At 72.6% G+C, this 19628-nt stretch carries 24 protein-coding genes; 3 read left to right on the top strand and 21 right to left on the bottom strand.

From position 1 onward, the window contains the following. Positions 1-42: 42 nt before the first annotated feature. The 11 genes from lgt to hisI all read right to left on the bottom strand — a co-directional run bounded on the left by lgt (position 43) and on the right by hisI (position 8955). Positions 43-975 carry a prolipoprotein diacylglyceryl transferase gene (gene lgt, locus AQJ11_RS19805; RefSeq protein ID WP_208616568.1) on the bottom strand — a complete coding sequence of 311 codons (933 nt, stop codon included), beginning with the start codon at positions 973-975 and terminating at the stop codon, positions 43-45. Positions 976-1066: 91 nt separating this feature from the next. Then, positions 1067-1840 carry a DsbA family protein gene (locus tag AQJ11_RS19800; RefSeq protein WP_014672116.1) on the bottom strand — a complete coding sequence of 258 codons (774 nt, stop codon included), beginning with the start codon at positions 1838-1840 and terminating at the stop codon, positions 1067-1069. Between the two features lie 111 nt (positions 1841-1951). After that, on the bottom strand, positions 1952-2770 hold the full coding sequence (gene trpA / locus AQJ11_RS19795; RefSeq protein ID WP_059263893.1) for a tryptophan synthase subunit alpha: 819 nt from the start codon (positions 2768-2770) through the stop codon (positions 1952-1954). Further along, the gene (trpB, locus tag AQJ11_RS19790; RefSeq protein WP_059263892.1) at positions 2767-4050 is read right to left on the bottom strand and encodes a tryptophan synthase subunit beta; all 1284 of its coding nucleotides are present in this window, start codon (positions 4048-4050) and stop codon (positions 2767-2769) included. Before trpB ends, trpA begins: the two co-directional genes overlap by 4 nt. A gap of 115 nt (positions 4051-4165) precedes the next feature. After that, the gene (gene trpM / locus AQJ11_RS46075) at positions 4166-4354 is read right to left on the bottom strand and encodes a tryptophan biosynthesis modulator TrpM (RefSeq protein ID WP_078611725.1); all 189 of its coding nucleotides are present in this window, start codon (positions 4352-4354) and stop codon (positions 4166-4168) included. Positions 4355-4374: 20 nt separating this feature from the next. Further along, positions 4375-5184 carry an indole-3-glycerol phosphate synthase TrpC gene (trpC, locus tag AQJ11_RS19785; RefSeq protein WP_014672119.1) on the bottom strand — a complete coding sequence of 270 codons (810 nt, stop codon included), beginning with the start codon at positions 5182-5184 and terminating at the stop codon, positions 4375-4377. Between the two features lie 133 nt (positions 5185-5317). Further along, positions 5318-5761: a DUF2752 domain-containing protein gene (locus AQJ11_RS19780; protein WP_059263891.1), complete on the bottom strand. Its 444-nt coding sequence runs from the start codon at positions 5759-5761 to the stop codon at positions 5318-5320. A gap of 161 nt (positions 5762-5922) precedes the next feature. Next, entirely contained in the window at positions 5923-6180 is a 258-nt protein-coding gene (locus AQJ11_RS19775) for an HGxxPAAW family protein (protein WP_058080189.1), read from the bottom strand. A gap of 160 nt (positions 6181-6340) precedes the next feature. Next, positions 6341-6979 (bottom strand): TIGR02234 family membrane protein, encoded by a 639-nt coding sequence (locus AQJ11_RS19770; RefSeq protein WP_086011517.1) that lies wholly within the window; start codon positions 6977-6979, stop codon positions 6341-6343. 84 nt (positions 6980-7063) lie between these two features. Further along, on the bottom strand, positions 7064-8542 hold the full coding sequence (locus tag AQJ11_RS19765) for an anthranilate synthase component I (protein WP_058080191.1): 1479 nt from the start codon (positions 8540-8542) through the stop codon (positions 7064-7066). A gap of 11 nt (positions 8543-8553) precedes the next feature. Further along, entirely contained in the window at positions 8554-8955 is a 402-nt protein-coding gene (gene hisI, locus AQJ11_RS19760; protein WP_014672124.1) for a phosphoribosyl-AMP cyclohydrolase, read from the bottom strand. A gap of 131 nt (positions 8956-9086) precedes the next feature. Here hisI and AQJ11_RS19755 point away from each other — a divergent pair, with 131 nt between their 5' ends. Together AQJ11_RS19755 and AQJ11_RS19750 are read left to right on the top strand one after the other, a co-directional pair. Further along, the gene (locus AQJ11_RS19755; protein ID WP_058080193.1) at positions 9087-9722 is read left to right on the top strand and encodes a TIGR03085 family metal-binding protein; all 636 of its coding nucleotides are present in this window, start codon (positions 9087-9089) and stop codon (positions 9720-9722) included. 12 nt (positions 9723-9734) lie between these two features. Further along, positions 9735-10133, top strand: a complete 399-nt coding sequence (locus AQJ11_RS19750; RefSeq protein WP_014672126.1) for a VOC family protein — start codon at positions 9735-9737, stop codon at positions 10131-10133. Between the two features lie 7 nt (positions 10134-10140). On the opposite strand, the gene AQJ11_RS19745 is transcribed toward AQJ11_RS19750, so the two are convergent. The 10 genes from AQJ11_RS19745 to hisD form a co-directional block, all read right to left on the bottom strand. Continuing rightward, a complete protein-coding gene (locus AQJ11_RS19745; RefSeq protein WP_059263890.1) occupies positions 10141-11379 on the bottom strand; it encodes an MFS transporter in 1239 nt (412 codons plus the stop codon). A 22-nt stretch (positions 11380-11401) separates the two neighbouring features. Next, positions 11402-11989 carry an ArsR/SmtB family transcription factor gene (locus AQJ11_RS19740; protein WP_014672128.1) on the bottom strand — a complete coding sequence of 196 codons (588 nt, stop codon included), beginning with the start codon at positions 11987-11989 and terminating at the stop codon, positions 11402-11404. Positions 11990-12105: 116 nt separating this feature from the next. After that, a complete protein-coding gene (hisF, locus tag AQJ11_RS19735; protein ID WP_014672129.1) occupies positions 12106-12861 on the bottom strand; it encodes an imidazole glycerol phosphate synthase subunit HisF in 756 nt (251 codons plus the stop codon). Between the two features lie 24 nt (positions 12862-12885). Beyond that, positions 12886-13275, bottom strand: coding sequence for a RidA family protein (locus AQJ11_RS19730; protein ID WP_058080196.1), 390 nt, complete (start codon positions 13273-13275; stop codon positions 12886-12888). Then, positions 13272-13997, bottom strand: a complete 726-nt coding sequence (priA, locus tag AQJ11_RS19725; RefSeq protein ID WP_059263889.1) for a bifunctional 1-(5-phosphoribosyl)-5-((5-phosphoribosylamino)methylideneamino)imidazole-4-carboxamide isomerase/phosphoribosylanthranilate isomerase PriA — start codon at positions 13995-13997, stop codon at positions 13272-13274. The genes AQJ11_RS19730 and priA overlap by 4 nt, the downstream gene beginning before the upstream one ends. Positions 13998-14000: 3 nt before the next feature. Further along, entirely contained in the window at positions 14001-14657 is a 657-nt protein-coding gene (hisH, locus tag AQJ11_RS19720; RefSeq protein WP_107112835.1) for an imidazole glycerol phosphate synthase subunit HisH, read from the bottom strand. Then, entirely contained in the window at positions 14648-14812 is a 165-nt protein-coding gene (locus AQJ11_RS49865; protein WP_014672133.1) for a hypothetical protein, read from the bottom strand. The genes hisH and AQJ11_RS49865 overlap by 10 nt, the downstream gene beginning before the upstream one ends. Positions 14813-14815: 3 nt before the next feature. Beyond that, a complete protein-coding gene (hisB, locus tag AQJ11_RS19710; RefSeq protein ID WP_030783530.1) occupies positions 14816-15409 on the bottom strand; it encodes an imidazoleglycerol-phosphate dehydratase HisB in 594 nt (197 codons plus the stop codon). Beyond that, positions 15406-16518: a histidinol-phosphate transaminase gene (locus AQJ11_RS19705; protein WP_059263888.1), complete on the bottom strand. Its 1113-nt coding sequence runs from the start codon at positions 16516-16518 to the stop codon at positions 15406-15408. Before AQJ11_RS19705 ends, hisB begins: the two co-directional genes overlap by 4 nt. After that, positions 16515-17840 (bottom strand): histidinol dehydrogenase, encoded by a 1326-nt coding sequence (hisD, locus tag AQJ11_RS19700; RefSeq protein ID WP_058080199.1) that lies wholly within the window; start codon positions 17838-17840, stop codon positions 16515-16517. The genes AQJ11_RS19705 and hisD overlap by 4 nt, the downstream gene beginning before the upstream one ends. 197 nt (positions 17841-18037) lie before the next feature. Between hisD and AQJ11_RS19695 the strand changes: the two genes are divergently transcribed. Next, positions 18038-19615 (top strand): hypothetical protein, encoded by a 1578-nt coding sequence (locus tag AQJ11_RS19695; RefSeq protein ID WP_059263887.1) that lies wholly within the window; start codon positions 18038-18040, stop codon positions 19613-19615. The last annotated feature ends 13 nt before the right edge of the window (positions 19616-19628 follow it).

Genomic DNA, 19628 nt, shown 5'->3' with positions numbered 1-19628 from the left:
CCGGAAGAACTCCGGGCGCCCTCGGTGCCGTACCACGAACGGTCAGCTCTTCTCGGCCGGAGCCGCCTTCTCCTCGCCCTCGGCGTCGGCATCCGCGTCGGCGTCGCCGTCAGCCTCCGTGTCCTTGACAGCCTCCGTGTCCTTGACCGGGCCGGCGGAGACCCCCGGCTCGACCACGGCTTCCCGTCCCGGCCGCTTCTTCGACGACACCACGATGTACGCCACCGCCAGCAGGAAGACGAGCAGCGCGGTCCAGTCGTTCAGACGGAGGCCCAGGATGTGGTGGGCGTCGTCCACCCGCATGTACTCGATCCAGCCCCGGCCCACGCAGTACGCGGCGACGTACAGGGCGAACGCCCGGCCGTGCCCCAGCTTGAAGCGGCGGTCCGCCCAGATGACCAGCAGGCCCACGCCGACGCACCACAGGGACTCGTAGAGGAAGGTCGGGTGGTAGTACCCCGGCACCCGGCCGCCCTCGGAGGAGGTGATGTGCAGCGCCCAGGGCAGATGGGTCTCGCGGCCGTACAGCTCCTGGTTGAACCAGTTGCCCCAGCGGCCGATGGCCTGCGCGAAGGCGATGCCGGGCGCGACGGCGTCGGCGTACGCGGGCATCGGGATGCCCCGGCGCCGCGCGCCGATCCACGCGCCGAGCGCGCCGAGCGCGATGGCGCCCCAGATGCCCAGGCCGCCCTCCCACACCTTGAAGGCGTCCACCCAGTCACGGCCCTCGCTGAAGTACAGCTCGTAGTCCGTGATCACGTGGTAGAGGCGGCCGCCGACCAGGCCGAAGGGCACGGCCCAGACGGCGATGTCCGCGACCGTGCCGGACTGCCCGCCGCGGGCGATCCAGCGCCTGTTGCCGAACCAGACGGCAACGAAGACGCCGATGATGATGCAGAAGGCGTAGGCGCGCAGCGGGATGGGGCCGAGGTACTGCACCCCGTGCGACGGGCTGGGGATGTAGGCAAGGTTCATGGGGTTCATGGCAAGTCCGACGCTACCGTGCCGGGCCGTGGGGACGGCAAGCAGACCGGCTACGGGTCCATAACGGGGGTGTGAGAAACGCTTACCCCCGGTCGGCCGCCTCCACGAGTTGCTTGAGCTTGGCCGGGGTCATCGTCTGGTCCTGGTAGATGTTCTTGCCGCCGAGCAGCACCGTGGGCGTACCCGTGAAGCCGCCGGAGCGGAACGCCTGGTTGGACCTGTCCACCCAGCTGTCGTGCGTGCCGTCCTGGACGCACTTGCGGAAGGCGGGCGTGTCCAGGCCCTTCACCTTGCCGGCCAGCTCGATCAGCTTGTCGTTGCTCGCGAAGGCGTCGTCGGTCTCCTTCGGCTGGTTCGCGTACAGCACGTCGTGGAATGCGCGGAACTTCCCGGCGTCCTGGGCGCAGGCCGCGGCGTTGGCGGCGCGCAGCGAGCCGCTGCCGCCGAGGTTGCCGTCGATCAGCCGGACGAGGTGGTACTCGACTCTGAGCTTGCCGGCGTCGGTCAGTTCATGGAGGGTCGGCCGGTACGCCACCTCGAAGGCCTGGCAGGCCGGGCAGCGGAAGTCCTCCCAGACGGTGAGCGTCGACTTGGCGCCGTCCTTGCCGACCGGGATCGCGAGGCCGTCCTTGCCCTGCGCGCCCGACGGCGCCACGGCCGGGCCCGCGCTGCTGGCCTTGTGCTTGCCGGAGTTCGCGGCGACCACGCCGATCACCGCCGCCAGCCCCAGGACGCAGACGACGCTCGCGCCCACGATCAGCGCGCGCCGTCGCTTCTCCGCGGCCTTCTGCTTCTCGCGCTCGACCGCCAGCCGTTCCCGGGCGGTGCGCTTTCCGTCACGGTTCTTCTCGCTCACACCCCCAGAACGAACCGGGGAGGCGCAGCGCGCCTCCCCGGTCCGAGGTCCACCCGTTCGAGTGATCGCGTCATCCGAGGCGGGATGCCCGCCGACGGTCACTCCCGCCCGTCACGCCTGTCCGCGCACGCCTTTCGCCAGCTCACCGGCCAGCTCGCGGACCGCCGCGAGGCCGGAGGCGTGGTCTGGGGCGTCCAGCATCCGCTTCACGAACGCCGAGCCGACGATCACGCCGTCGGCGAAGCCGGCGACCTCGGCGGCCTGGGCCCGGTTGGAGACGCCGAGTCCGACGCAGACGGGCAGGTCGGTGCCGGTGGCGCGGGTGCGCCGGACCAGGTCCTGGGCCTGCGTACCGACGGATTCCCGGGTGCCGGTGACGCCCATGAGGGAGGCCGCGTACACGAAGCCGCTGCCCGCCGCGGTGATCTGGGCGAGCCGCTCGTCCTTGCTGCTCGGCGCCACGACGAAGACCGTGGCGAGGCCGTGCTTCTCGGCGTGCTCCCGCCACAGCGCCGACTCCTGCACGGGCAGGTCGGGCAGGATGCAGCCCGCGCCGCCCGCCTCGGCCAGCTCGGCGGTGAACCGTTCCACGCCGTAGCGGTCGATGGGGTTCCAGTACGTCATGACGAGCACCGGCTTCCCGGTGGCCTCGTGGGCCTCCCGGACCGTGCGCATGACGTCGGCGATCCTCACTCCGCCCCGCAGGGCGATGTCGTCGGCGGTCTGGATGACCGGGCCGTCGAGCACCGGGTCGCTGTGCGGCAGCCCGACCTCGACCACGTCGGCGCCCCCGTCGAAGACGGCCTTGATCGCCTCGATGCCGCCGTCCACGGTCGGGAAGCCGGCCGGGAGGTAGGCGATGAGCGCGGAGCGGCCCTCGGCCTTGGCGGCGGCGAGGGTGTCGCTCAGCAGCTGTGCGTTCCCGCTCACTTGGCGTCCCCCTCGATCTCGGCGGTGTCGGCTTCGTTGGCGGCCACCTCGGCGTCGGTGTCGTAGAGGCCGAAGTAGCGGGCGGCGGTGTCCATGTCCTTGTCGCCGCGGCCGGACAGGTTGACGACGATCAGGCCGTCCTTGCCCAGCTCCTTGCCGACCTCCAAGGCGCCGGCCAGCGCGTGGGCGCTCTCGATGGCCGGGATGATGCCCTCGGTGCGCGACAGCAGGCGCAGGGCCTGCATGGCGGCGTCGTCGGTGACCGCGCGGTACTCGCCGCGGCCGGAGTCGCGGAGGTAGGAGTGCTCCGGGCCGACACCCGGGTAGTCCAGGCCGGCCGAGATCGAGTACGGCTCGGTGATCTGGCCCTCGTCGTCCTGGAGGACGTACGACCGGGAGCCGTGCAGGATGCCGGGCTCGCCGGCGGTGAGGGTGGCCGCGTGCTCGCCGGTCTCGACGCCGTGGCCGGCCGGCTCGCAGCCGATGAGGCGGACGCCCTCGTCGGGGATGAAGGCGTGGAAGAGGCCGATGGCGTTGGAGCCGCCGCCGACGCAGGCGACGGCCGCGTCGGGGAGACGGCCGGCGCGCTCCAGGAGCTGACGCCGTGCCTCCACGCCGATCACCCGGTGGAAGTCGCGGACCATGGCGGGGAACGGGTGCGGGCCGGCGACCGTGCCGAAGAGGTAGTGGGTGTGGTCGACGTTGGCGACCCAGTCCCGGAACGCCTCGTTGATGGCGTCCTTGAGGGTGCGGCTGCCGGACTTCACGGCGACGACCTCGGCGCCGAGCATGCGCATACGGGCCACGTTGAGGGCCTGGCGCCTGGTGTCGACCTCGCCCATGTAGATGGTGCAGTCGAGGCCGAACAGCGCGCAGGCGGTGGCCGTCGCGACACCGTGCTGGCCGGCGCCGGTCTCGGCGATGACCCGGGTCTTGCCCATGCGCTTGGTGAGCAGGGCCTGGCCGAGCACGTTGTTGATCTTGTGGGAGCCGGTGTGGTTGAGGTCCTCGCGCTTGAGGAACACACGGGCGCCACCGGCGTGTTCGGCGAAACGGGGCACCTCGGTGAGCGCCGACGGACGGCCGGTGTAGTTGACGAGCAGGTCGTCGAGCTCACGGGCGAACTCGGGGTCGTGCTTGGCCTTGTCGTACTCGACGGCCACCTCGTCCACGGCGGCGACGAGGGCCTCCGGGATGAACTTGCCGCCGAACGCGCCGAAGTAGCCGTCGGCGCTGGGCACCTGGCCGCTGGGGTCAGGGATGAAGAACTCGCTGGGCATGCGGAAACCTCACGGTGAGTGCGGTGGGACAACACTGATCGCCGTGGGGGCGGGGCCAGTCGTACGGCCTCAGGCCGGGTGTGGTTGCTCGCGCACACGCGGCGGTAGCCGCATGTCAGACAGGAATCCCGCGCCCCTTGGGGGCGCGCTGCCATCGGCGTCCGTTGACCTGCCCGGGTTCGTCGCCGATGACGTACCGGACGCGGCGGCCGTGCACGCGCCGCGCGGGCGCCCGGCAGCCACGCGGACGGCAGCCGCGCGCCAGGCGCGCGTGCCGGTCCACGGTCGTCACGGTGGGAGTCATCGGTGCCAAGCCTAGCGGGATCAGCCGCGCCCGTGCCGCAGGGCCGGGTGTTCGCCCGCCGCCACCAGGTCGGCCACTGCCGCCTTGGGGTCGCGGCCGGTCACCAGGGACTCGCCGACCAGCACCGCGTCGGCGCCGGCGTTGGCGTACGCGATCAGGTCGTGCGGGCCGCGGACGCCGGACTCGGCGACCTTCACGATGGTGTCCGGGATCTCCGGGGCGACCCGCTCGAACGTGCCGCGGTCGACCTCCAGCGTCTTCAGGTTGCGCGCGTTGACGCCGATGACCTTGGCGCCCGCGTCCACCGCCCGCTCGACCTCGTCCTCGTCGTGCACCTCGACGAGGGGGGTCAGGCCGATGGACACCGCCCGCTCGATCAGCGACTCCAGGGCCGGCTGGTCCAGGGCGGCCACGATCAGCAGCGCGAGGTCGGCGCCGTACGCCCGGGCCTCCCAGAGCTGGTACGACGTGACGATGAAGTCCTTGCGCAGGACGGGGATGTCGACCCGCGCGCGCACCGCCTCCAAGTCGGCGAGCGAACCGCCGAAGCGGCGCTGTTCGGTGAGGACGGAGATGACGGCCGCGCCGCCCGCTTCGTAGTCCGCGGCGAGTCCGGCGGGGTCGGCGATGGCGGCCAGCGCGCCCTTGGAGGGGCTGGAGCGCTTCACCTCACAGATCACCTTGACGCCGTCGCCCTTGAGCGCGGCCACCCCGTCCTTGGCGGCGTGGGCCTTGGCCGCGCGCTCCTTGAGCTCGTCGAGGGTGACGCGTGCCTGCCGCTCCGCGAGGTCGGCACGGACTCCGTCGATGATCTCGTCGAGCACACTCACGCGAGCGGCCCCCTTCCAGACGGTGGTTCCTTCAGGTTCTGAAAACCCGTGGTCAAACCGATGGTATCCGCAGGAGCGCCGTGGCCTCGCATCCGGTGGGGGGCGGTCCCACTACCTGGACATTCGCTGTTGATCAAGGGTGGAGCCAGCCACCGAACGGCAGGTTCCGGACGACGGTGAACACCAGCAGCAGGGCGCCGGCCGCCCACAGCGGCGCCGGTCCGAGGTCGATCCGCAGCGGCCTGCCGTGTGCCGCGCGGACCACCCAGACGGTCCACAGCACGGCGAAGCCCACATAGGCGGCCACGGCCGGCGCGTTGTCGCGCAGGGCGGCGAGGAGGTCGCCGTGCAAGAAGGCGTGCGCACTGCGCAGCCCGCCGCAGCCGGGGCAGTACAGACCGGTGAGCCGGTACAGGGGGCAGACGGGGTAGTGCCCGGGTTCACCCGGATCGACGACACCGACGTAGGCGAAGGCCCCGCCGACGGCCGCGAACAGCCCGGCGGGGACGGCGACCCGCCGCCAGAGGGGGGCGGGCCGCGGCACCGGGCGGCCGGGAGCATCCGCGCGGGCGTTCACGGGGGCATCCGCAGGGGCGTTCACGGGGGCGTTCACGCGGGCATTGTCCCCCGCCGCCCGTCGGCGCACCCGCTCGCGGCCGCGGTCGGCGGCACCGCTGACTGCGAATGCGAAGGGCGGCCGGCACCGGGTGCCGGCCGCCCTTCGCAGAAACCCTGGGCTCAGCTCTCCGCCGCGGCCGGCTCCCGCGTGGCCGCGGGCGCGGTGTGCGGCAGCGTGCGGGACTCCTTCGGCTGCCCCAGACCCATGGCGCGCATGATGCCGCCGACCACACCGCCGAGGAGCGTGAGGGCCATGCCGGCCCAGAAGCCGACGGGCTGGGCCATCACCATGAAGGCGCCCGCGACGCAGAAACCGATGAAGGCGATGATGACACCGGTCCAGGCGGCCGGGGTGTGACCGTGGCTGCTGCCCGCCATGACTTGCTCCTCGTTGCTGTGTACGTGTCGTACTGTCCGAGCCGGACGCTCGCCCTCCATTGTCCCGTACGCGCACGCGTGCCCGACGCGGGGGTGGCGTCTGTTTCACCACACCGGGGGTCCCCGCTCCGGACGCGGGCTCCGGGTGCGCCCCGCGGATTCAGGCGCCCGTCGGGTCCTCGCCCCGGTCCAGCGCCTTCCAGATCTCCTCGGGCCGCTCCGGATCGACCGGCCGGGCCGTGCGCCGCGGGCGGTCGGTGCCGCGCTCGTAGCGGCCGGACATGGCGGGCCACGAAGGGCCGTAGCGCAGGGCGAGCAGTCCGGCGAGCAGCAGCAGCACGCCGCCGGCGGCGGCGACGTACGGCCAGCCGGTGTGGGTGAGCGCGTCGACGGTGGCGGAGGTGTCGCCGCTCGCCTTGGCGGCCTGCTCGTCCAGCGCGGAGCTGTCCGAGGCGGACACGAGGGCCGCGGCGGCGATCCCGGCGCCGGACAGCGCGAGCAGCCCGGAGACGAGGAACCGGCCGGCCCTGCGGACGGCGAAGACGGCGACGAGCGCGGCGAGGCCCACTATGGCGAGGGCCGCGGGGACGCCCGTGACGTCGCTGCCCTTGGCGGTCAGCGGGAACGCGCCGCCGGCCACCGTCGCGGTGCCCTCCGCCCAGCGCTGCCGGGTCGCGAGCAGCGCCACGGCCGCGCCGAGCGCACCGCACAGGAGGGCCACGGCGAGGCTCCGCCGGCCGGACCGGGCGGACGCGGCGGCTTGGGAACGGGGGTCAGGTGCAGCAGTCACGTACTCCACTATCGCCTGAACCCCGGGTGCGCCGTCACCCGGGGTTCGTATGAGAAGCGCCCTACGCGCGAGCGGAGTGCCCTGGGGAACGCCCTACGCGCCCAACCGGTTGGCGGTGTGCACGGCCCGCAGCACCGCCGCGGCCTTGTTGCGGCACTCCTGGTCCTCCGCGACCGGGTCGGAGTCGGCGACGATGCCGGCGCCGGCCTGGACGTAGGCCGTGCCGTCGCGGAGCAGGGCCGTACGGATGGCGATCGCGGTGTCGGAGTCGCCGGCGAAGTCCAGGTAGCCGACGCAGCCGCCGTACAGGCCGCGCCGGGACGGCTCCAGTTCGTCGATGATCTGCATCGCGCGGGGCTTGGGGGCGCCGGAGAGGGTGCCGGCCGGGAAGCAGGCGGTGAGCACGTCGAAGGCCGTGCGGCCGGGGGCGACCGTGCCGGTGACGGTCGAGACGATGTGCATCACGTGGGAGTAGCGCTCGACGGACATGAAGTCGACCACCTCGACCGAGCCGGGCTCGCAGACCCGGCCGAGGTCGTTGCGGCCGAGGTCGACCAGCATCAGGTGCTCGGCGCGTTCCTTGGGGTCGGCGAGGAGTTCCTCGGCCAGGGCCTGGTCCTCCTGCGGGGTGGCCCCGCGGTGCCGGGTGCCGGCGATGGGGTGGACCATCGCGCGTCCGCCCTCGACCTTCACCAGCGCTTCCGGGGAGGAGCCGACGACGTCGAACCCGTCGAAGCGGAAGAGGTACATGTACGGCGAGGGGTTGGTGGCCCGCAGGACCCGGTAGACGTCCAGGGCGCCGGCCGTGCACGGGGTCTCGAAGCGCTGGGAGGGCACGACCTGGAAGGCCTCGCCCGCGCGGATGCGCTCCTTGACGTCCTCGACGGCCCGCTGGAAGTCGGGGCCGCCCCAGCGGGCGGTGTACTCGGGCAGCTCGGAGGGCGGCAGGTGGGCCGGGGGCTGGGCGACCGGGCGGGAGAGGTCGGCCTCCATGGCGTCGAGCCGGGCGACGGCGTCCGCGTACGCCTCGTCGACGCCGGTGTCGAGGTCGTTGTGGTTGATCGCGTTGGCGATCAGCAGGACCGAGCCCTCCCAGTGGTCCATCACCGCGAGGTCGCTGGTCAGCAGCATGGTCAGCTCGGGCAGCCCCAGGTCGTCGCGTTCGCCGGGGCCGATCTTCTCCAGGCGGCGGACGATGTCGTAGCCCAGGTAGCCGACCATGCCGCCGGTGAAGGGCGGCAGGCCCTCCTGGTGCGGGGTGTGCAGGGCCTGGAGGGTGGCGCGCAGGGCCGCGAGGGGGTCGCCGTCGGTGGGGACGCCGACGGGCGGGGTGCCGAGCCAGTGGGCGTGTCCGTCCCGCGCGGTGAGCGTGGCGGCGCTGCGGACGCCGACGAAGGAGTAACGGGACCAGGAACGGCCGTTCTCCGCGGACTCCAGCAGGAAGGTGCCGGGGCGCTCGGCGGCGAGCTTGCGGTACAGCGCGACCGGGGTGTCGCCGTCGGCGAGCAGCTTGCGCGTGACCGGGATGACACGCCGGTCGGTGGCCAGCTTGCGGAAGGTCTCCAGTTCCATGGCCGCTGACCTTACTGACCGGATCCGGGTACGCCGGAACCGGCGTCCTTGAGGAGCACGTCCGCGTCGAAGCAGGTGCGGGCGCCGGTGTGGCAGGCGGCGCCGACCTGGTCGACCTTGACCAGCAGGGTGTCGGCGTCGCAGTCCAGCGCGACCGACTTCACCCACTGGACGTGGCCGGAGGTGTCGCCCTTGACCCAGTACTCCTGGCGGCTGCGCGACCAGTAGGTGCAGCGGCCGGTGGTCAGCGTCCGGTGCAGCGCCTCGTCGTCCATCCAGCCGAGCATGAGCACCTCGCCGGTGTCGTACTGCTGGGCGATGGCGGGGACGAGCCCGTCGGCGCTGCGCTTGAGCCGCGCGACGATCTCCGGGTCGAGGCTGCTGGGCCGGGGGGCACCGGTCGTACTGGTCATGGGTCATATTGTGCCGCGCGGGACCGGCGGCGGGACGCGGCCGTCCATGGAATGGTCACGACGGCGCGCGGCGCCTCCTTGGGGGGGGGTGACGGGTGGGCGGAATGTTTACGCGGTCGTAGGCTGACACCATGTCGACCTTCGCCAAGCGTGAACGGCTTCTCCTCGCCGACCTCTTGGAAACCGTCGGGCCGGACGCCGAGACCCTCTGCGAGGGCTGGCGGACCCGGGACCTGGCCGCGCACGTGGTCGTGCGCGAACGCCGCCCGGACGCGGCGGGGGGCACGCTGATCAAGCAGCTCGCGCCGCGTCTGGAGAAGGTGACGGCCGAGTACACGGCGAAGCCGTACGAGGAGCTGATCCAGCTGATCCGCACCGGCCCGCCGCGCTTCTCGCCCTTCCAGCTCAAGCAGGTCGACGAGGCGGCCAACATCGTGGAGTTCTACGTCCACACGGAGGACGTCCGCCGCGCCCAGCCGGACTGGAGCCCGCGCGAGCTGGACCCGGTCTTCCAGGACGCGCTGTGGTCCCGCCTCGAACGCGGCGCGCGGCTGATGGGCCGGGGCGCGCCGACGGGTCTGGTGCTGCGCCGCCCGAACGGCCAGACGGCGGTGGCGCACCGGGGCACCCCGGTGGTCACGGCGACCGGTGAGCCGTCGGAGCTGCTGATGTTCGCGTTCGGCCGGCAGCGCGCGGCGAAGGTGGAGCTGGACGGCGACGCGGAGGCGATCGCCAAGCTGCACGAGACCAAGCAGCTGGGCATCTGAGAGGGCCGGGCCGTGATCAAGGTGGCGATGACCGGCGTGTACGTCGACGACGTGGCGGCGGCGCACGCCTTCTACACCGACGTCCTCGGCTTCGAGACCCGTACGCACATGGACCTCGGCGACGGCACGCTCTTCGTGACGGTCGGGGCGCGGGAGGGCGCCCAGCCGGATCTCCAGCTGCTGCTGGAGCCCGGCCAGGGCCCGATCGCGGAGCCGTACCGCAGGGCGCTGTACGAGGCGGGGCTGCCGTGCATCGTCTTCTCCGTGGACGACCTGCGAGCGGAGTACGACCGGCTGCGCGGCCTCGGTGTCCGGTTCACGCATCCCCCGCAGGAGCAGGGGCCGGTCATCGCGGCGGTGCTGGACGACACGGTGGGCAATCTGGTGCAGCTGGTTCAGCCCAAGGAGTGAACGGCGGTCAGCCCGGGAGTTCGGCGCGGCGCAGGGCCGGTACGGCGAGGGCGACGACCCCGCCGAGCCCGCAGACGACCGCGCTGGCGACGAACACCGGGCCGAGGCCCCAGGCCCCGATCGCGGCGGCGGCGAACGGCATGCTCAGCGGGGTGAGGCCGAGGCTGACCAGGCTGGAGACGGAGGTGACCCGGCCGAGGTAGGCGGGGTCGGAGTGGGTCTGGAGCAGGGCGCCGCACATCGCGCCGCTGAGCCCGGTGAGCAGGCCGACCAGTACGGCCGTGGCGACGGCGGCGACGAGGCCCGGCACGTAGGCGAGGGCGCCGATGGCCACGCAGCCCGCGATGATGGCGGACCCGGCGACCAGCCCGGCGCGCGGCAGCCGCCCCCGGACGGCCAGCAGCAGTGAGGCGGCCCCCGCGCCGACCCCGAATCCGGCGAGCACCCAGCCCATGCCGGCGGCACCCCAGCCGCGCCGGTCGGCGAGCAGGGTCAGCCCGACGTTCAGCGGCCCGACGAAGCCGAGGTCACCGAGGGCGATGGCGGCCATCAGCGGCGCGAGCACCCGGTGCCGCCGGATGTACCGCAGTCCGGCCCTCAGGTCGCCCCAGGGGGTTCCCGCCGTGCCGGGGGCGCCGTCCTCGGGCAGCTCCCGCACCCGCACCGACACCAGGAGCGGTACGGACAGCGCGATGAGCAGCCCGGCGACGGTGAACGCGGCCGGGGCTCCGCCGGCGGCCACGGCGAGTCCGCCGAGCGGGGCGCCCAGGACGCTCGCGCAACGGATCGCGAGGCCGCGCATGCCCTGGATGCGGGCGAGCTGGTCCTTCTCGGTGAGACGGGCCGGCAGCGCGCCCACGGCGGGCATGAACACGGCGTCGACGGTGCCGAAGACCAGCGCCAGCAGGGCGAGCGGCCACAGCCCGGGGCTGGTGAGGTACAGCAGGGCGGCCACGGCGAGGACGGCGGCGCAGCGTACGGCGTCACTGCCGATGACGACCCGGCGCGGCCCGAACCGGTCGGCGACCACTCCCCCGCCGAGCATCAGCACGGCCCGGGGCAGCGCGCTGGCCGCCATCACCAGCCCGGCCTGCGCGGGGCTCCCGGTCTGGACGGCGGCCCAGGACAGGGCGAGGTAGTAGACGCTGTCGCCGAGCATCGAGGAGGTGTAGGCCCCGAGCCAGCGCAGCACGTTGGGGTCGCGGTGGGCCCGCGCGGTGGCCGGCGGTATGAGCGTGGCGGTCACGGGATGGCTGTCCTCTCAGACGTCAGACGCGGAACGGGAAGCCGTACACGTGCAGCGCGACATGCTCGCGCCCGTCGGTGTCACCGGCGGCCTCGCGGGCCCGCCCCCGCTCGTCGTACCGCGCGAGCAGGTCGGTGAGGTCCTTCTTCAGCTCGGCGAGTTCACCGGCGGTGAGCCGGAGCAGGGACTCGGAGTCGTGGGCCGCCGTGTTCCAGCCGGGCCCCCACCGGGCGCGTTCGTCGAGGTACCGCCGGTACATCTCGGCGCGCTGGTCCAGGAACAGCCGCGAGGCCGCGAGGTGCGCCGCCGCCTTCTCGGGTGCGTCGCGGAAGTCCTCGTCGCGGATGGTGACGCCGTCGGACGCCGGCTGCCACCAGCGCTCGCGCGCGTCCGCGCTGCGCGGCTCGGCCTCCTCGACGAGACCGTGCTCGGCCAGCTTGCGCAGGTGGTAGCTGACGAGGGAGACGGCCTCGTCCACCTGCTCGGCCAGCTGGGAGGCGGTGGCGGCCTCCGCGACGAACAGCAGCCGGTACAGCTTCATGCGCAGCGGGTGGGCGAGCGCCTTGAGCGTCCCGATGTCCGTGATCCGGCGGTTCTCCTCGCGTGCCATGACACCGACCCTAGATACGAAAGAGAAACTGCGCAATATTCCTTGCGCAATTTCTCTTGCGCTTCTCCTCGACAAGAAGGCCCCGGCCGTCCGGCCGGGGCCCTGGGAAGCGGCGGCTACCGCACCGGGTGCCCTGCCCCCCGCAGCGTCTCCTTCACCTGGCCGATCCTCAGGTCGCCGAAGTGGAACACCGATGCCGCGAGGACCGCGTCCGCGCCCGCGTCGATGGCCGGGGGGAAGTCGGCCAGCTTGCCGGCGCCGCCGGAGGCGATCACCGGGACGGTCACGTGCTTGCGCACCGCCGCGATCATCTCCAGGTCGTAGCCGTCCTTCGTGCCGTCCGCGTCCATGGAGTTCAGCAGGATCTCCCCCGCGCCCAGCTCGGCCGCCCGGTGCGCCCACTCCACCGCGTCGATGCCGGTGCCGCGCCGGCCGCCGTGGGTGGTGACCTCGAAGGTGCCCCCGGGGGTGCGGCGCGCGTCCACCGAGAGGACCAGCACCTGCCGGCCGAACCGCTCGGCGATCTCGCGGATCAGGTCGGGTCGCGCGATGGCCGCCGTGTTGACGCCCACCTTGTCGGCGCCCGCCCGCAGCAGCTTGTCCACGTCCTCCGCCGTGCGGACGCCGCCGCCGACGGTCAGCGGGATGAACACCTGCTCGGCGGTGCGGCGCACCACGTCGTACGTCGTCTCCCGGTTGCCGGAGGACGCGGTGATGTCCAGGAACGTCAGCTCGTCGGCGCCCTCGGCGTCGTACACCTTGGCCATCTCGACGGGGTCGCCGGCGTCGCGCAGGTTCTGGAAGTTGACGCCCTTGACGACCCGGCCGTTGTCCACGTCCAGGCAGGGGATGACTCGGACCGCCAGGGTCATGAATCCACGGCTCCTTAAAGGCCTTCAGCCTCTGAATGCTTCTAGTTCTACTTCGACCAGGATGCGCGGGTCGACGAAGCCCTCCACGACCAGCAGGGTCGAGACCGGGCGGACGGCGTCGAACAGTTCCTGGTGGGCCCGCCCGACGGCGTCCACGTCCCGCACATGGGTCAGGTACATCCGCGTACGGATCACGGACTCGATGCCGAGCCCGAACTCGCCGATCGCCTCCAGGGCGCTGGTGAAGGCCACCTTGGCCTGTTCATACGGGTCGCCCTCGCCGTACAGCACGGTGCCCTTGAAGGACGTCGTGCCGCCCACCAGCACCCGGTCACCCGCCGTGACGGCGCGTGCGAACCCGAAACTCTCTTCCCAGGGACTCCCGCTCTGCACGCGCCGCACGGCTCCGCTCATGACGACACAGCCTCCAAGGCCTCTTCCAGGGTGAACGCCTTCGCGTACAGCGCCTTCCCTACGATGGCGCCCTCGACACCGAGGGGTACCAGTTCGGCGATGGCGCGGAGGTCGTCCAGGGACGACACGCCGCCGGAGGCCACGACCGGCCGGTCGGTGGCGGCACACACGTTCTTCAGCAGCTCCAGGTTGGGGCCCTGGAGGGTGCCGTCCTTGGCGATGTCGGTGACGACGTAGCGGGCGCAGCCCTCCTTGTCCAGGCGCTCCAGCGTCTCGTAGAGGTCGCCGCCGTCGCGGGTCCAGCCCCGGCCGCGCAGCGTGGTGCCGCGCACGTCCAGACCGACGGCGATCTTGTCGCCGTGCTCGGCGATGACCTTGGCGACCCACTCGGGGGTCTCCAGGGCGGCCGTGCCGAGGTTCACCCGGGTGCAGCCGGTGGCGAGGGCGGCGGCGAGGGTGTCGTCGTCGCGGATGCCGCCGGACAGCTCCACCTTGATGTCCATCGCCTTCGCGACCTCGGCGATCAGGGCGCGGTTGTCACCGGTGCCGAACGCGGCGTCCAGGTCGACCAGGTGCAGCCACTCGGCGCCGGACCGCTGCCAGGCGAGGGCGGCCTCCAGCGGGGAGCCGTAGGAGGTCTCGGTCCCGGACTCGCCGTGCACGAGGCGGACGGCCTGGCCGTCGCGGACGTCGACGGCGGGGAGGAGTTCGAGCTTGGCCATGGTCTACAGGGTTCCGATCCAGTTGGTGAGGAGCTGGGCGCCGGCGTCGCCGGACTTCTCGGGGTGGAACTGGGTGGCCCACAGGGCGCCGTTCTCCACGGCGGCCACGAACGGCTTGCCGTGCGTCGACCAGGTGACCTTGGGGGCCTCGATCACCGGGTTGTGGCTCTCCAGGGCCCAGTCGTGGACGGCGTAGGAGTGCACGAAGTAGAACCGCGCGTCGGCGTCCAGGCCGGCGAACAGCCGCGAGTCGGCCGGGGCGTCCACCGTGTTCCAGCCCATGTGGGGCACGACGTCGGCCTGGAGCGGCGCGACCGTGCCGGGCCACTCGTCCAGGCCCTCGGCCTCCACGCCGTGCTCGATGCCGCGCGCGAAGAGGATCTGCATGCCGACGCAGATGCCCATGACCGGGCGCCCGCCGGACAGCCGGCGGTCCACGACCCAGTCGCCCCGGGCGGCGCGCAGGCCCCGCATGCAGGCGGCGAAGGCGCCGACGCCCGGCACGAGCAGGCCGTCGGCGTTCATCGCCTTGTCGAAGTCACGCGTGATCTCGACGTCGGCGCCCACGCGCGCGAGGGCCCGCTCGGCGGAGCGGACGTTGCCGAAGCCGTAGTCGAAGACGACGACCTTCTTGTTCGGGGACGTGGTGCTCAATTCCACACCTCCAGCCGCATGACGCCCGCCACCAGGCACAGGCCCGCGCCGATCGAGAGCAGCACGATCAGGCTGGTGGGCATCTTCTGCTTGACGAAGGAGATGATGCCGCCGACCAGGAAGAGGCCGACGACGATCAGGAGGGTCGACAGACCGGTCATGGGTTACAGCGCGCCCTTCGTCGACGGGAGGATGCCGGCCGCGCGCGGGTCGCGCTCGGAGGCGTAGCGCAGCGCCCGGGCCAGCGCCTTGAACTGGCACTCCACGATGTGGTGCGCGTTGCGCCCGTACGGCACGTGCACGTGCAGCGCGATCTGCGCCTGGGCAACGAAGGACTCCAGGATGTGCCGGGTCATCGTCGTGTCGTACTCGCCGATCATCGGCGCCATGTTCTCGGGCTCGGTGTGCACGAGGTACGGGCGGCCGGACAGGTCGACGGTGACCTGGGCGAGGGACTCGTCCAGCGGGACCGTGCAGTTGCCGAAGCGGTAGATGCCCACCTTGTCGCCGAGCGCCTGCTTGAAGGCGGCGCCGAGGGCGAGGGCGGTGTCCTCGATGGTGTGGTGGGAGTCGATGTGCAGGTCGCCGTCGGTCTTGACGGTCAGGTCGAACAGACCGTGCCGGCCGAGCTGGTCGAGCATGTGGTCGTAGAAGCCGACGCCGGTGGCGATGTCGGTCCGGCCGGTGCCGTCGAGGTCTATCTCGACCAGCACCGACGTCTCCTTGGTGGTGCGCTCCACGCGTCCAACGCGGCTCATCGCTCAAGCTCCTTCTTCAACTCACGGACCGCGTCGAGGAACGCGTCGTTCTCCTCCGGGGTGCCGGCGGACACCCGCAGCCATCCCGGTACGCCGTTGTCCCGGACCAGGACGCCCCGGTCGAGGATCCTCCGCCAGGCCTCGTGGGCGCTGGCGAACCGGCCGAACTGCACGAAGTTCGCGTCGGACTCGGTCACCTCGTAACCGATCGCGCGCAGCTCGGCGACCAGCCGGTCCCGCTCCGCCTTCAGCTGTTCGACGTACCCGAGCAGCGTGTCGGTGTGCTCCAGCGCGGCCAGGGCGGTCGCCTGGGTGATCGCCGACAGGTGGTACGGCAGCCGGACCAGCTGGACGGCGTCCACGACCGCCGGGTGCGCGGCCAGGTAGCCGAGGCGCAGGCCTGCCGCGCCGAACGCCTTGGACATCGTCCGGGAGATCACCAGGTGCGGGCGGCCGGCCAGCAGCGGCAGCAGCGAGTCGCCGTGGCTGAACTCGATGTACGCCTCGTCCACGACCACCATGGACGGCTTGGCCGCCTGCGCCGCCTCGTACAGCGCGAGGACGGTCTCCGGCGGGACCGCGTTGCCGGTGGGGTTGTTGGGGGTGGTGATGAAGACGACGTCCGGCTTGTGCTCGGCGATGGCCCGCCGGGCGGCGGCGAGGTCGATCGTGAAGTCCTCGGCGCGCGGGCCGGAGATCCAGCCGGTGCCGGTGCCGCGCGCGATGAGCGCGTGCATCGAGTACGACGGCTCGAAGCCGATCGCCGTGCGGCCCGGTCCGCCGAAGGTCTGGAGGAGCTGCTGGATGACCTCGTTGGAGCCGTTGGCGGCCCACACGTTCTCGGGGCCGAGCGGGTACTTCCCGGTCTTCGTCAGGTACGTGGCCAGCTCGGTGCGCAGCTGGACCGCGTCCCGGTCCGGGTAGCGGTTCAGGCCGCGGGCGGCCTCCCGCACCCGCTCCGCGATCCGTTCGACCAGCGGCTCGGGCAGCGGGTAGGGGTTCTCGTTGGTGTTCAGCCGTACGGGGACGTCCAGCTGGGGCGCGCCGTAGGGGGACTTGCCACGCAGCTCGTCCCGTACGGGGAGATCGTCGATCCGCACGTCGCTCACTTGCTCTCGGGTACCTTCCAGCCGAACCGCGCCTTGACCGCCGCGCCGTGCGCCGGCAGGTCCTCCGCCTCCGCCAGCGTCACCACGTGGTGGGCGACCTCGGCGAGCGCGTCCTTCGTGTAGTCCACGATGTGGATGCCGCGCAGGAAGGACTGGACGGACAGGCCCGAGGAGTGGCAGGCGCATCCGCCGGTGGGCAGGACGTGGTTGGACCCGGCCGCGTAGTCGCCGAGCGAGACGGGGGCCCAGGGGCCGATGAAGATCGCGCCGGCGTTGCGGACCCGGTCGGCCACCGCCGCGGCGTCGGCGGTCTGGATCTCCAGGTGCTCGGCGCCGTACGCGTCGACGACCCGCAGGCCCTCGTCGATGCCGTCGACCAGCACGATGGCGGACTGCTTGCCCTTCAGCGCGGGCACGATCCGGTCCTCGATGTGCTTGGTGGCCGCGACCTGCGGCTCCAGCTCCTTCTCGACCGCGTCCGCCAGCTCGACGGAGTCGGTGACCAGGACGGCCGCCGCCAGCGGGTCGTGCTCGGCCTGGCTGATCAGGTCGGAGGCGACGTGCACCGGGTCGGCGCCGGCGTCCGCGAGGATCGCGATCTCGGTCGGGCCGGCCTCGGCGTCGATGCCGATCTTGCCGGTGAAGTAGCGCTTGGCGGCGGCGACCCAGATGTTGCCGGGCCCGGTGACCATGTTGACGGGCGGGCAGGACTCCGTGCCGTACGCGAACATCGCGACGGCGGTGGCGCCGCCGGCCGCGTACACCTCGTCCACGCCCAGCAGGGCGCAGGCGGCGAGGATCGTCGGGTGCGGCAGCCCGCCGAACTCGGCCTGGGCCGGTGAGGCGAGCGCGATGGACTCGACGCCGGCCTCCTGGGCGGGCACCACGTTCATCACCACGGAGGACGGGTAGACCGAGCGGCCGCCGGGCGCGTACAGCCCGACGCGCTCGACCGGAACCCATTTCTCGGTCACCGAGCCGCCGGGCACGACCTGCGTGGTGTGGGTCGTACGGCGCTGTTCGCGGTGGACCAGCCGGGCGCGCCGGATGGACTCCTCCAGGGCGGCGCGCACGGCCGGGTCGAGTCCGGCGAGCGCGTCGGTGAGCGCCTGGGCCGGGACACGGACGGTTTCCAGCCGTACTCCGTCGAACTTCTCGGCGAAGTCGATCAGCGCCGCGTCGCCACGATGATGCACGGCCTCGCAGATCGGGCGCACCTTCTCCAGGGCGGCCTGAACGTCGAAGTCGGCTCGGGGCAGCAGGTCGCGCAGGGCGGGGCCCTCGGGAAGGGCGTCGCCGCGCAGATCGATTCGGGAAATCACAGTCCCAATTCTCTCAGACCGCCGTCGGGAGCCGTCCGCGCGTATCAATGGCTGATACAGACCGTGGGCCAATGTCTGGTACAGAGGGTGGCCGGAACCCGGAAGATCACCTTCACGGGTGGTGTCCCGGCGGTCACAGAGGGCATGAACGGCTGTACGAAAACCAGCGAACCGGAAGAGGAGAGAAGAGGAGAACGGTGAGCGAGGGGGCCGGCATCCGCACGGGGGACCTGCCGGACGACCTGACCGCGACCGAGGCGGGCATGTGGCAGGCCTTCCGCAACGGCAGCGTGTACGACCTGACCAGCGGCGACTTCGCGGTGGACGATCCGCACGGCGGGCATCCCTGGGGTCCGGAGCGGACCGTACGGGCCCGCATCGTCTGCTGGCTGCTTCTCGACGGCCCGCCGGCGCTCGCCGGCCGGGTGTCCGCGCTGAAGCTCGCCGGCGTGCGCATCACCGACCCGCTGGACCTGGCGGGCGGCCAGGTCACGCCGTACGTGGAGCTGCGCGGCTGCCGCTTCGACGAGGAGATCCGGCTGCCGGAGGCCCGGTTCACGACCCTGCGCCTGGTGGACTGCGCGGTGCCGCGCCTGGAGGCCGCCCGTGTGCACACGGAGGGTGATCTGCACCTGCCGCGCTGCCGGTTCCAGAACGGGATCCGGCTGACGGACGCGCACATCGGCACGGATCTGCTGCTCAACCAGGCGGTCGCCTACCGGGACCGCAGCGGGCGGTCGATCGCGGCCGACGGCCTGACCGTCGGCCAGGACCTCCAGGCGGAGATGCTGGAGTCGCACGGCGAGTTCAGCCTGCGCGGCGCCCAGATCGGCGCCTCGCTCAGCCTGCGCGGCGCCAAGCTCGCCAACCCCTACGCCCGGTTCGCCCTGAACGCCCCCCAGCTGACGGTCGAGCGCACCCTGTACCTGACCCCGGCCGGCGTGGGCAACCCGCTGCTGAGCGGCACGACGCCCGCGCGCGGCACGCGCGTCCAGCGCTTCGAGGCCCGGGGCGGGGTGCGCCTGGACGACGGGCGGTTCGGGGACGCCGTCGACCTGGAGCGGGCCGGGTTCACCCTCACCGACGACCAGGAGCTGTCGCTGCGCCGGGTGCAGACGCCGGAGCTGCGTTTCCTCGGGGACAAGCCGGGGCGCGGCAAGGTGGTGCTGTCCGGGGCGCGGATCGTGAACCTGGTGGACCGGGCGAGCAGCTGGCCGGACGCGGGCAGTCTGCACATGGGCGGGTTCACCTACGAGAACCTGGTGCCGCAGGGCCCGTTCCCGCTGGCCCAGCGCCTGGACTGGGTGTCGGCGGCCACCGCCGAGTACGCCCCGGAGCCGTACGAGCGGCTGGCGGCGGTGCTGCGCGCGGCCGGGGAGGACGAGGACGCGCGCGAGGTGCTGCTCGCCAAGCAGCGCCGGCGGCGGGAGACGCTGCCGCTGGCCGGCCAGTTCTGGGGCTACCTCCAGGACTGGACGGTCGCCTACGGCTACCGTCCCGGCCGGGCCGCGGTGTGGATGGCGGTGCTGTGGGCGGCGGGCACGCTCGCCTTCGCGCGCGCGGACCACCCGCCGGTCAGCTCCGGCGGCCATCCGGTCTGGAGCCCGGCGCTGTTCACGCTGGACCTGCTGCTGCCGGTGATCGACCTGGGTCAGGCCGGCCAGTGGCAGCTGCGCGGCGGCTGGCAGTGGCTGGCGGCGGCGCTGATCCTGATCGGCTGGGTGCTGGCGACGACGGTGGCCGCGGGCGCGACCCGGCTGCTGCGGCGGAGCTGACGGCACCCTGCGG

Origin of the sequence: Streptomyces corchorusii (assembly GCF_001514055.1) — a bacterium.
Taxonomy (GTDB): domain Bacteria; phylum Actinomycetota; class Actinomycetes; order Streptomycetales; family Streptomycetaceae; genus Streptomyces; species Streptomyces olivaceoviridis.
Note: the sequence above shows the minus strand (reverse complement) of the source record. Positions and strands in the feature narration are given on the sequence as shown.